This is a genomic window from Mesorhizobium atlanticum, assembly GCF_003289965.1.
GTDB lineage: Bacteria > Pseudomonadota > Alphaproteobacteria > Rhizobiales > Rhizobiaceae > Mesorhizobium > Mesorhizobium atlanticum.
The window spans coordinates 40,163-52,007 of sequence record NZ_QMBQ01000008.1; the positions used below are offsets into that span (position 1 = coordinate 40,163).

Consider the following 11,845-nt stretch of genomic DNA (forward strand, 5'->3'; position numbering starts at 1 on the left):
ATGGAGCATGAAGCGGTGAAAGGGGCGACCAGGCGGCGCGCCGCCAGACGCGGCGGAACGCGCACGCTATGGCGGCGCATCCGCGAGCCGTTGGCGCAGTCGAATTTCGTCAAGAATTTCATCGCCAGCCTGTTTGCCTGGTTCCTGCGACTGATTCGCCTCACCAGTCCGCTCGTCGAAGGCTCGACGAAGGTGGCCGGCGGCGCTTATGCGCATCTTGAGCCCGGCATCATCGCGCTCTGGCACGGCCAGCATCTTCTGACGCCTGCCTATTACCCCAAGGGCCGGCCGCTGGTCGCCATGGTTTCGCGCAGCGCCGACGCCGAGCTCCAGGCGTTGATGCTCGAGAAATTCGGCATCGAGGCGGTGCGCGGTTCCGGCGGCCGCAACAGTTCGAATCATCTCGACAAGGGTGGCGCCAAGGCCTTGATCGCGCTCAGGAAGTCGCTCATCGCCGGCAAGAATGTCGCCATGATCGCCGATATTCCGAACGGCAAGCCGCGCGACGCCGGACTTGGCATCGTTCTTCTGGCAAGGCTTTCCGGCCGGCCGATCCTGCCCTCGGCCATCGCCACCAGCCGCCGCAAGGTGCTTGAGAAGAGCTGGGACAAGACCACCATCAACCTGCCTTTCGGGCGCTCCGCGGTTATCGTGGGACCCCCGGTCTTCGTGCCGGCCGATGCCGACGATGCCGAGATGGAGCGCAAGCGCCAGGAGGTCACCGCCTCCCTCAACGCCGCAATGGCCGAGGCCTATCGCCTCGTGGACGGCGGCAAATGAGCGAGCGCTGGGCGCGGGCGGCCCTGACCGCCTACCGCTATGCGGGGGCGGTCGCCTATCCGCTGATCGGCCCTTATGTCGCCTGGCGCGCCTCGCGCGGCAAGGAGGATCGCGCCCGGCGCCGCGAGCGCTACGGCGTCGCCGGCCGGCCCCGGCCGGAAGGGCCGGTGATCTGGATCCATGCGGCAAGCGTCGGCGAGACGATCGCAGTGGTGCCGCTGGTCGAGAGCATCCTCGACTACGGTGTCAACATCGTCCTGACCACCGGCACCGTGACCTCGGCCAAGGTCGCCGACGAGCGCCTTGGCGAGCGCATCATCCACCAATATGTGCCGCTCGACCTCAAGCCCGCCGTCAGCCGCTTCCTCGATCATTGGCGGCCGGAACTGGCGATCATCGCCGAATCGGAGATCTGGCCGATGACCATCCTGGAACTGGGCGCCCGCAACGTGCCGCAGGTTCTGGTCAACGGCAGGCTGTCGGACCGCTCCTTCACCTCGTGGAAGAAGCGCGCCGGCGTCGCCGAGGCGCTGTTCGAGAACCTCGCCCATGTCATTGCCCAATCGGATGTCGACGGCGAACGGTTTCGCGCGCTCGGCGCCCGGCCGGTCACGGTTTCCGGCAACCTCAAGGTCGACACCAACCCGCCGCCGGTCGACGACCGGGCCCTGGGCACCCTGCAGCGCCAAATCGGCAACCGCCCGACCTGGGCGGCGATATCGACCCATGACGGCGAGGAGGTTGTGGCCGCCGAGGTCCATGCCAGCCTGCACAGGCGCCACCATGGGCTTCTGACCATCATCGTGCCGCGTCACCCCGACCGCGCCGACGCGCTTGCCGCGCAGATTTCCGGCATGGGCCTGACGGTGGCGAGGCGCAGCAAGGGCGACCGCATCTCGCCCGACACCGATATCCTTCTGGGCGACACGATCGGCGAGATGGGGCTTTACCTGAGGCTGACCGAGATCGCTTTCGTCGGCCGCTCGCTGACCTCGGAAGGCGGCCAGAATCCGCTTGAGCCCGCAATGCTCGAAACCGCGGTGCTTGCCGGGCGCAATGTGCAGAATTTCCGCGAGGCCTACCAGCGCCTGCTCGACAGCGGCGGCGCCAAGCTGGTGCGCGACCGCGACATGCTGACCGGCGCCGTCAATTTCCTTCTGACCAACGAGGTGGCGCGCCACGAAATGATCGCGGCGGGTGCCGCCACCGTCGACGAGATGCGCGGCGCGCTTGCCCGCACGCTGAAATCGCTGGAGCCCTATATCCAACCGCTGGTCGTGAAGGCGCGCCTGAAAGGCGCTAACGGGCGATGAGATGACCAGCGAGGCGCCCCCCTTCTGGTGGGAAAAGCCGGATTGGCGCGTGCTCGCTCTGTCGCCGGTGTCGGCTGCCTACGGCATGGTTGCCGGCCGCCGCATGCGGCATGCCCCTCGCCAGAAGGTCGCAGCACCTGTGCTGTGCGTCGGCAATCTGACCGTCGGCGGCAGCGGCAAGACGCCGGTCGCTATCGCTCTGGCGAAGCAAGCCAGGCGCATGCAGCTCACGCCCGGCTTCCTGTCGCGCGGCCATGGCGGCTCGTTCGCCAAGCCGCATGTCGTCGATGCGCATCACGACGCCGCCAAGCATGTCGGCGACGAGCCGCTGCTTCTGGCCGAACATGCCCCGGTGGCGGTGACGGCGAATCGCGCCGCCGGCGCGAAACTGCTGATCGAAGAGCATGGCTGCGACTTCCTGATCATGGATGACGGCTTCCAGTCGGCGCGCATCCATATCGACTATGCGCTGGTCGTGGTCGACGCCCGTTTCGGCGTCGGCAACGGCCGCGTCATCCCGGGCGGACCGCTTCGCGCCAAGGTCGTCGACCAACTGGTCTTCACCAGCGGCTTGCTGAAGATGGGCGAGGGGGCCGCCGCCGACGGCGTGGTGCGCCAGGCGGCGCGCGCCGGCCGGCCGATCTTCCTGGCGCATGTCGAGCCGGCGGATCCGTCGCGCTTCGCCGGCGGCCGCTTCCTTGCCTTCGCCGGCATCGGCCATCCGGAGAAATTCTTCGACACGGTGCGCGGCGCGGGCGGCGAAGTGCCCCAGTCGCGCGCCTTTCCGGACCATCATTTCTACGCCCAGGACGAGCTTGCCGACCTTCTGACGCTCGCCCGCCAGGAGGGGCTGCGCCTCGTCACCACTGCGAAGGACGCAGCGCGGCTGCGCCACGGCGAGGTGCCCGCCGGTTTCCTCGATCAACTGGACGTGCTCGATATCGAGGCCGTGTTCGAGCTCGATCACGTGCCCGAACGCATCATCGGCGAGACGCTCGACGCCTGGCGCCAGCGCAAGATGCGCGGCTGAGTTTCCGGTGCGCCTGGTCGATCCGGTGCGCTGCGGTCAGTTGATAAGCCCACGGAAATAGCGGACGGTCTCGCCAAGTCCGTCTTCGAGGGCAACACGAGGGGACCAGCCCAATGCCGAACGCGCCAGGCCTATATCGGGTTGGCGCTGTTGCGGATCGTCTTCCGGGAGGGGTTTGAACTCGATTTTGGACTTGCCGCCGACGATGCCCAACACCAGTTCGGCCAGCTCTAGGATCGTGACTTCCATCGGGTTTCCGATGTTGACGGGCGCGATGAAATCGTCGGGCGTCGCCATCATCCCGGCCATCGCCTCCACCAGGTCGTCGACGTAGCAGAAGCTGCGCGTGTGGCTTCCGTCGCCGTAGATGGTTATGGGGTCGTTGCGCAACGCCTGGACGATGAAATTGCTGACCACGCGCCCATCCGAAGGGTGCATGCGAGGCCCATAGGTGTTGAAGATGCGCACCACCTTGATCGGCAGTTGCGACCGGCGCCGATAGTCGAAGAACAGCGCTTCGGCGCATCTTTTGCCTTCATCATAGCAGCTGCGCGGGCCGATCGGGTTGACATGACCCCAATAGGCCTCGGTCTGGGGATGGACCTGCGGATCGCCATAGACCTCGGATGTCGACGCCTGAAGGATTTTGGCGCCCGAAGCACATGCAAGGTCGAGCATGTTGATGGCGCCATAGACGCAGGCCTTTGTCGTCTCGATCGGAATGCGCTGATAGTGAACAGGCGAGGCGGGGCAAGCGAGATTGAAGATCTCATCGGCCTCGGCCTGAAGCGGCACGGTGACATCGTGCCTCAGCAGCCTGAACCGCGCATTGTTTGAAAGGTGGCGGATGTTCTCATCCGAACCAGTCGAGAAATTGTCGAGACATATTACTTCATGGCCTCTTGCCAGCAACAGGTCGCATAGATGCGAACCAATAAAGCCGGCGCCGCCGGTCACCAGAGCCTTCACGGCAGATCCCCCATACCCCCAACTTCTATAACCGCAGATTCACGAACCTGTCACGTGCGTTGGAAGAATGGTTTTTCGCCGCGGCGATCAATTGTTGCCGGCACTCGGCCGCGAACCTGTATGGGGCCGGGTTCCGCGGGCGGATGGTGCCGGCGGTGAAGCCACGAGGCCAGTTGCAAGGTTTGCCTCAGCGCTGGCGCCGCATCGCCTCGAGGATGGCCTCGTCGCGCTCGACATTGAGCTTGCTTTCGAAATCGAAATGCCAGTCCCGGTCGCGCAGTGCCGACGTCGAGGCGTCGCCGCGCCGGATTTTCTGGTCGAGGTCGGCGAGCGATCGCGACCAATAGTAATTGATCCTCAAAATATCGAGCTTGGGAGGCATGCCGGGCACGATCGTCCGCCTATGGGTGTCCATCCCTTCGCCGAACAGGAATTTCGACAGATGGACCCCCGGCTTGTAGACCAAGCGCGGATTGACGATTGTCTTGGCGGTCGTGATATCCGGTCCTGCCCGCATCGTATAGGCTTCAACCACCGGACTTTCCGGTCGCTCGACATGCCCCGACGAGCCATAGAAAGCCTGCCAGACGCAAACGCCAGGCAGGTCGCGATAGTCCCTGAGGACGGAGGGAACGTCGCGCCCGTCGGGCGCGAAAAGAAACTCGTCGATATCGAACAGCCCGATCCACAATGCTTCGTTCCAGCGCCGGCGGACGCAGTCCTGATAGGCGGACAACTGCCCCACCGGCCGCGGCCAATCGACCAGCGTGACCAGCCCTTCCTCGATGAACGGCTCCAGCACCGTCCTGAAATTGTCGGTCGAGAAGTTGTTGTAGAGATAGAAGTGCTCAAATCCCACATTCTGGTGGAACCTGATCCACTCGGCCAGGAACGGCGCTTCCTCGCGGAAGATGGCGCAGGCCGTCAGCTTGAATCGAGGCGCCCTCGACACCGCCCGATCGCGCAGTCTCGCACGCATGATAAGTGGCATGCGAAGAAGGGTCTTGAGAGAGTTTTTGAAGTTTTCAATGCGGTATCGTCGGCGGTCGAGATTTGATTGCCACGGCGCCATGGGCTCGCACGGCCTATCCCCGTTTGCGCAGTTCCGGGTGCATCTCGATTTCGCGGGCAAGCGAGACCGCGGCGTTCACGTAGGGCTCCTGCCGGGCGACGCTCCAATATTTGAGCTCGTCGAGCGGAATGTTCTCGCCCGTCACCGCGCAGCGCACGAACGCACCCGGACTGGTGACCTGGAAGTCACCGTCGAGATAGCGGATCCGGGCTTCCCTGCCGCCCGGGCCTTCGAAACGGTTCATCATGAAAGGACGCTTGCGTTCATCGGGTTTCAATCGCCACAAATTGCCGGCAACGTCAAGCTTGACGCAATGCTCATGCGGTATGGCTCAAGTGGAGAAATGGTTTCCGGAAGCCGGCATGGACATCACCTCGACCCGCTTGAACGCACTGATCGGTGAAGCGCTCACGCCGCAGCCGGTGCCTTTGCCCAAGGCCGATCCGGCGGCGGCGGCTTTGATCAAGACGCTGATCCAGCCGCCGGCGCCCTCGACGGGGCAGGCGGCGCAAATCGCGGCCCAGTCGCTGCAAAGCGCGCTGCCGCGCCCTGCGGCCCAGGCACCGCAACGCCTGTCGTCCTCCGAGGTCGAGGACGCTTACCGGGCCGTGATGGAGCCCGATGCCGTCACCGAAGAATCGCCGGCAAGACCCTCGACGGGCAGGGCGGCGACGGATACCGATCAGGCTCCGCGCGGCTTCGGCTCGCCGCAGGCAGCGGTTGCAGACAATATGTCCAGGCCCGCGGTTGTGCCGGTGCCGTCAACTTTTTCGCCGGCCGTCGCTTCCGCCGCGGTGCTGGTTGCGGCCAACGCCAACGCGCCGCAGCCGCGCGGCGCCGCGGTCCGCTCGGCTGGTCACGCGCCGAGATCGGAATCCGCGCCGATATCCCTTTGGACGATCTCGGTTGTCACGGCCATCGTCTCGGCGGTGACGGCAACAATCATGGTTCTGCTGCTTCGCTAAGTCAGTCCTTAGACATCGTCCTGAAGGAAAGCTTCGAGCTTTTCCGGAGCAAGCCCCGCCTGCTCGGCGATGCGCCCGGCAAGATCTGCCGCGGCCGCGCGCGGCCGGCCGACCGGGCGGTCCATCCAGTAAGACACCGGATTGAGCGCAACGCGCTCATCGACGGCAACGATGCGGCCCGATTGGAGTTGGTCCGCGGTCAGCGGCGGCCGCGCCAGCGCAATGCCCAGCCCATGCGCCGCCGCGTCCAGCACCAGATTGTAGTCCTCGAAACGCCTGTCCTGCGGACGGGGGCGGTAATCGATGTCTTGCGCGGCGAGCCATGCGCGCCACGCGGATGCATCGGAATCGTTGATCAGCGGGTACTTCAGCAGCCGCGCGGGGTCGCCCCGTCCGATCTCCTTGGCGAGTTCCGGCGAGGCAATGGGGAAAATCTGCTCCTCGAAGAGCTGCACCGAGACGCGGCCGGGAATGCGGCCGCGGCCGCAGCGCACCGAAAGGTCGATGCCTTCGTCGGCAAGGTCTGCCTGGCGGTTGTCGACATCGAGCACGATGCGCAGCTTGGTCGGATGGTTCTCCAATGCGGCCATGCGCGGCATCAGCCACAGCCCGCTCACCGAGGGGATCGAGGCCAGCCGCACGACGGCTGTGCCGCGGGGCTCGACCCAGCGGTCGGAATTGACCGAAATCAGCGCGAAGGCCTCCGTGGTGCGAAGATGCAGGCGATTGCCCTCGATCGTCAGCGTCACGCCGCGCGCATTGCGCTCGAAGACTTTCAGCCCCAGCCAGTCTTCAAGCTTGGCGATCTGGCGACTCACCGCGCCATGGGTGAGGTTGAGTTTTTCGGCCGCCGCGGAAAAACTCCCCGTGCGCGCCGCGGCATCGAAGGCGCGCAAGGTTTCCAACGGCAATATCTGGTCAGAGCTGTGATCCATGCTCACAGCTGACCCTCGATTTGCTCGTTTGTCAATTGGCCGGCGATAGCGTTTTCTGCATCCATGGCACAGAAAAACGAGGTTACGGCAATGAGCGCTTACACCGGCACGTTGAATGAGACACAGCGCATGGACACCACCGCGGCCATCGCGGTGGCGCTGACGGTGCTTGGCTGGGCCTCGGCCTTCCCGGCGATCCGCGCCGGCCTCGCCGCCTTCCAGCCGCTGGAGCTCGGTGCGCTGCGCTTTGCCATCGCGGCGGTTCCGGCCGCCATCTTCCTGGCCGTGAGGCGCCCGGCGCTGCCCAGGATCGACGAGCTTTGGCGCTTCGCCTTCGGCGGCGCCATCTTCGTCGCGCTCTACACCGCCATGCTCAATTTCGGCGAGCTCACCGTCTCGGCGGGCGCGGCCGGCTTCATCATCAATGTCAGCCCGATCTTCACGGCGATCATGGCGATGGCGCTGCTCGGCGAGCGCTTTTCCGGCATCGCCTGGCTGGGCACCGTCATCTCGTTCGCCGGCATCGGCATCATCGCGATGGCTGACGGGCACGGGCTGCATTTCAATACCGGCGCGCTGCTGGTGCTGGGCTCGGCGCTTTGTTCAGCCGTCAACACCATCGTCCAGAAGCCGCTCTTTGCCCGCCACCATCCGTTGACGATCTCCGCCTCCAACATGGTGCTCGGCGCGCTCTGTTTGTCGCCCTTCCTGCCCGAGGCATTCCGGCAGGCCGCCGTCGCTGACCATGCCGGCCTTGGTGCCGTCATCTATCTCGGCATCGTGCCCTCGTTGATCGCCTATGCCGCCTGGGCAACGGCGCTCTCGCGCCTGCCTGCCGCCCGCGCCTCGAACTTCCTCTACCTGGTCTCTCCGACCTCCGCGCTGATCGGCTTCTTCTGGCTGGGCGAAGTGCCAAGCCTGCTCGGCATCCTCGGCGGCGCGCTGGCGCTGGGTGGTGTGATCGTGGTGAATTTGAAGCGGTAGATCAAATGGTTGAGGCCGTTTCCGGACTCAAGTTGATAAGTTGCAATCAATCAAGTGCCGGCTTTTGATGCCGGCACGAAGCAAGCTATCTTGACCCCCGTTCGATGGAGGGGATCGAGATGGGAAAATGGCTCTTAGCCGTGACGCTCTGCCTGCTCGTGTCGAGCGGAAAAGCTTTCGCGGGCTGGTATCAGGTCAAGAACTATGAAGGCTCAATCGGGCCGAACCCGGTGCACCTGTCCCTCCAGAGATATGACGGCTTCGGCAGCGGGATCACGGTGGAGGGAAGCTACTTTTACGACGCCAAGCAGAGCCCTATCGCGCTCTACGGCAAAGCCGAAGGAACCAAGCTCACGCTTTGCGAGATCGCAGACGACAAGGAATTGGATCGAGTTTTGGTGATGGGATCAAAGACGCCTGTCGATACCACGGGATGCCCGCTTTCGCTCGACCTCAGTGAAAGCGGAGCAACCGGAATCTGGATCAAGGGGCTGGAGAAGTTTCCGGTCGTGCTTCAGCAGGTCGCCGGCCTCGACGATACGGCCGAGGGCAGGGTCAAGGGAATCGTCGAGATTCCCTTTTGGGCGCAGACGGCCATCCATCGATTTACAGGCATCTTCACCAAAACCGACGCCGGTATATGCATGACCAAACTGCAGGTTATCAGCAAGAAGCAAAGGAAGGCCGTTCAGAGCATTCGGTTCGACGATAACGACTGCAACGCCGGCATGCTGATGACGCCCATCTATTTGAACGTTCAAAAGCAGGACGAAGAGATTATTTCCGTGAATTTTCGCGGCAACGGCGGCTATACGGTGGAGTATGGCTTCTCCCCGAAAACCGGGACGTATCACCGATTGGTGCACTGATGAGATTGCCTGTTGAAGGCTGGCGAAATCTCACCGCCGCCCAAACAGCCTTTCGATGTCGGCGAGCTTCAGCTCGATATAGGTCGGGCGGCCATGATTACAGGTGCCGGAGCCGGGCGTCGCCTCCATCTGGCGCAGCAGCGCATTCATCTCTTCCGCCTTGAGCAGCCGGCCGGAGCGGACGGAACCGTGACAGGCCATGGTGGCGGCGATCTTGTCCAGCCGGTCTTTGAGCGTCTCGACGGTGTCGTTGTCGGCGATCTCGTCCGCAAGGTCTCGCACCAGCTGCTGCACATTGGTTTCGCCGAGCATCGACGGCGTCTCGCGCACCACTACCGCGCCGGGGCCGAAGCGCTCCAGGCCTAGGCCGAATTGGGCAAGCGTCTCGGAATGCATCGCCAGCCGCTCGGCGTCTTCTTCCGGCAGGTCGACGATCTCGGGCAGCAGAAGCATCTGCGACGGCACCGCGCGCGAATGCAGCGCATTCTTCAGCGCCTCATAGACCAGCCGCTCATGCGCGGCATGCTGGTCGACGATGATGAGCGAATCCCTCGTCTGGGCGACGATATAATTCTCATGCACCTGCGCGCGCGCCGCGCCCAGCACCATGCCGAGCAGCGCCTCGGCCGGCTCGGCGACGCCCGCGCGGGCATCGGCGCTGGCCAGCGGCCCGGTGTCGAAAGCCGCTTGCTCGCTTTCCGCAAAGCCGTTCGCTGGCGGCCTTGCTTCGCCGTAACCCATGTCGAGTGGCCGCTGCGCCGAGCGCAACGGGTCGAAGCCGCCGGACCCGGAAGCGTGATAGGCGGCCTCGTAGCTGCGATGGCCGCCGGTCGGGCCGGGATGCGAATAAGGCGCTACGCCCGGCCTGAACGCCGCCATCATGCCGGCAGCCCCCGTGGTTGCCGCGCGAATGCCCGCGCCGGCCAGCGCCTCGCGGATGGCGCCGACGATCAGTCCGCGCACCAGGCCCGGATCGCGGAAGCGCACATCGGCCTTGGCCGGATGCACATTGACGTCGACCGTCGAAGGATCGAGCGACAGGAAGAGCACGGTGACCGCATGGCGGTCGCGCGGCAAAACGTCGGCGAAGGCGCCGCGGATCGCGCCGGCGATCAGCTTGTCGCGCACCGGCCGTCCGTTGACATAGGCATATTGCTGCAGCGCGTTGGCGCGCGTGTAGGACGGGATCGAGACGTGGCCGGCCAGATGCACGCCGTCGCGCATGGCATCGATTGCAATGGCATTGTCGGGGAAATCCTTGCCCATCACCTGCGCGACGCGGGCGAGCCGGCCCTCTGGTGTGTCGCTGGTCGCCGGCAATTCGAGCGTCGAGCGGTCGGCACCGGCTAGCGTGAAACGGACAGCGGGAAAGGCGATGGCGATGCGTTTCACCACGTCGCTGGTGGCTGAGCTTTCGGCGCGTTCGCCCTTCATGAATTTCAGGCGTGCCGGCGTGGCGAAAAAAAGGTCACGCACCTCGACCGTCGTGCCGCGATTGGCTGCCGCCGGCTTCACCGGTAAGACGCGCCCGCCGTCGATGCCGATCTCGGCCGCGCTGTCGCCGGACACCGTGCGCGAACGGATCGACAGCCGCGCGACGGACCCGATCGAGGGCAAGGCCTCGCCGCGAAAGCCGAGCGAGCGGATGTCGTGGATATCGTCGGAAAGCTTCGAGGTGCAGTGGCGGGCAATGGCCAGCGCCAGTTCCCGTTCGGGGATACCCGAGCCGTCATCGGTGACGCGGATCAGGTTCAGCCCGCCGCCGGCGGTGACGATCTCGACGCGCGAAGCGCCGGCGTCGAGCGCATTCTCGACCAGCTCTTTCACCACGCTCGCCGGACGCTCGATGACCTCGCCGGCGGCGATCTGGTTGATCATCGTTTCGGAAAGCTGGCGGATGGGCATGCGGCGATTATAGGCGGATTCGAACTGCGTCGGGGAGGGGTTGTTTCCAGAACCTCACGCCTGCGCCACCAGCCAGTCCCTGACCCTGCGGGCGTTGTCGCTGAGGTCGCGGTTCTTCGGCCAGATGACGTGAAAGCCGATGCCGGTCCGCATCACATGATCGGTCACCGGCACCAGCAGCCCTGAGGCCACAAGGCGCTCGACCAGATGCCGCCAGCCGAGCGAGATGCCTTGCCCTTCCATCACCGCCTGAATCACCAGCGCATAGTCGTTGATGCGCAAGCCACGCTCGGCATTGCGCAGGCTGGTGCCGGCCGATGCGAACCATTCGTCCCAGGTCGGGGCCTCGCGATAAGGTTCTTCCAGGTGGATCAGCCGGTGCGTGGCCAGTTCCTCGACCGTCCTCGGCTTGCCGAATTTGGCGAGATAGCTTGGGCCGGCGACCGGGAAGATTTCTTCGTCGGACAGCGACAGCGAATGATAGTCCGGCCAGTCGCGCGGCACGCCGCCGCGCACCCCGAGCGGAATCCCCTCGGCGATGATGTCGAGGTCGCGGTCGGCGGTCTGGATGCGCAGGTCGACGCCCGGCAGTTCGTCGCGGAACTGCTGCAGGCGCGGCATCATCCAGAAGGAGCCGAAGGCGGTCGAGGCGGCTAGAGTCACATGACCGCCGGTCGCCTGCAGGCGAAGGTCCTCGGCCGACTTGCGGATATGCGAGAGGCCCAGCGATACGTCGGCGTGGAAACGTTCGCCGGCCTCCGTCAGAACCACCTGGCGGTGGCGCCGCTGGAAGAGCTTGGCGCCGAGCTGCTCCTCCAGGCCGCGCACCGCATAGGAGACGGCCGCCTGCGTCATGCCGAGCTCGCGCCCGGCGGCGGTGAAGCTCGACAGTCGGCCCGCGGCCTCGAAGACGATGAGGCTGCCGGCGGAGGGCAGGAGGTGGCGTAGGCTTCGCATAAGGCGAGCTTATACAAGAGATCAGGATTTTCCAGCATCACATCCATATTTCGTCTCGCTAACTTG

12 protein-coding genes are annotated in these 11,845 nt (G+C 64.9%); 6 read left to right on the forward strand and 6 right to left on the reverse strand.

Translation table 11 applies throughout. The annotated features are described in order from the left end of the window. The 3 genes from DPM35_RS24565 to lpxK are packed head-to-tail and all read left to right on the forward strand — an operon-like array spanning position 1 to position 3,123. On the forward strand, positions 1-780 hold the full coding sequence (locus tag DPM35_RS24565; RefSeq protein ID WP_112129812.1) for a lysophospholipid acyltransferase family protein: 780 nt from the start codon (positions 1-3) through the stop codon (positions 778-780). Continuing rightward, positions 777-2,093 (forward strand): lipid IV(A) 3-deoxy-D-manno-octulosonic acid transferase, encoded by a 1,317-nt coding sequence (waaA, locus tag DPM35_RS24570; RefSeq protein WP_112129813.1) that lies wholly within the window; start codon positions 777-779, stop codon positions 2,091-2,093. The genes DPM35_RS24565 and waaA overlap by 4 nt, the downstream gene beginning before the upstream one ends. 1 nt (position 2,094) lies before the next feature. Next, complete coding sequence (lpxK, locus tag DPM35_RS24575) at positions 2,095-3,123, forward strand: tetraacyldisaccharide 4'-kinase (protein WP_112129814.1); 1,029 nt, start codon at positions 2,095-2,097, stop codon at positions 3,121-3,123. A gap of 36 nt (positions 3,124-3,159) precedes the next feature. Here the strand turns inward: lpxK and DPM35_RS24580 are convergent, their stop codons facing one another. From DPM35_RS24580 to DPM35_RS24590, 3 genes are all read right to left on the reverse strand, one after another. Next, positions 3,160-4,080, reverse strand: coding sequence for a UDP-glucuronic acid decarboxylase family protein (locus DPM35_RS24580; protein ID WP_245431628.1), 921 nt, complete (start codon positions 4,078-4,080; stop codon positions 3,160-3,162). Positions 4,081-4,279: 199 nt separating this feature from the next. Further along, positions 4,280-5,071, reverse strand: coding sequence for a glycosyltransferase family 92 protein (locus tag DPM35_RS24585; RefSeq protein ID WP_245431629.1), 792 nt, complete (start codon positions 5,069-5,071; stop codon positions 4,280-4,282). A 106-nt stretch (positions 5,072-5,177) separates the two neighbouring features. Continuing rightward, positions 5,178-5,411, reverse strand: a complete 234-nt coding sequence (locus DPM35_RS24590) for a DUF2093 domain-containing protein (RefSeq protein ID WP_095818449.1) — start codon at positions 5,409-5,411, stop codon at positions 5,178-5,180. Positions 5,412-5,526: 115 nt separating this feature from the next. Between DPM35_RS24590 and DPM35_RS24595 the strand changes: the two genes are divergently transcribed. Next, the gene (locus tag DPM35_RS24595; RefSeq protein WP_146767983.1) at positions 5,527-6,129 is read left to right on the forward strand and encodes a hypothetical protein; all 603 of its coding nucleotides are present in this window, start codon (positions 5,527-5,529) and stop codon (positions 6,127-6,129) included. Positions 6,130-6,137: 8 nt separating this feature from the next. Here DPM35_RS24595 and DPM35_RS24600 read toward each other — a convergent pair whose 3' ends face one another. Beyond that, on the reverse strand, positions 6,138-7,064 hold the full coding sequence (locus tag DPM35_RS24600; protein ID WP_112129818.1) for a LysR substrate-binding domain-containing protein: 927 nt from the start codon (positions 7,062-7,064) through the stop codon (positions 6,138-6,140). A 90-nt stretch (positions 7,065-7,154) separates the two neighbouring features. Between DPM35_RS24600 and DPM35_RS24605 the strand changes: the two genes are divergently transcribed. Both DPM35_RS24605 and DPM35_RS24610 read left to right on the forward strand, forming a co-directional pair. Beyond that, a complete protein-coding gene (locus DPM35_RS24605) occupies positions 7,155-8,048 on the forward strand; it encodes a DMT family transporter (protein ID WP_112129819.1) in 894 nt (297 codons plus the stop codon). 119 nt (positions 8,049-8,167) lie between these two features. Beyond that, entirely contained in the window at positions 8,168-8,917 is a 750-nt protein-coding gene (locus DPM35_RS24610; protein ID WP_146767984.1) for a hypothetical protein, read from the forward strand. Positions 8,918-8,947: 30 nt separating this feature from the next. Here DPM35_RS24610 and mutL read toward each other — a convergent pair whose 3' ends face one another. Both mutL and DPM35_RS24620 read right to left on the reverse strand, forming a co-directional pair. Continuing rightward, positions 8,948-10,822 (reverse strand): DNA mismatch repair endonuclease MutL, encoded by a 1,875-nt coding sequence (mutL, locus tag DPM35_RS24615; protein ID WP_112129821.1) that lies wholly within the window; start codon positions 10,820-10,822, stop codon positions 8,948-8,950. Between the two features lie 54 nt (positions 10,823-10,876). Then, a complete protein-coding gene (locus DPM35_RS24620) occupies positions 10,877-11,779 on the reverse strand; it encodes a LysR substrate-binding domain-containing protein (RefSeq protein ID WP_112129822.1) in 903 nt (300 codons plus the stop codon). Positions 11,780-11,845 lie beyond the last annotated feature (66 nt).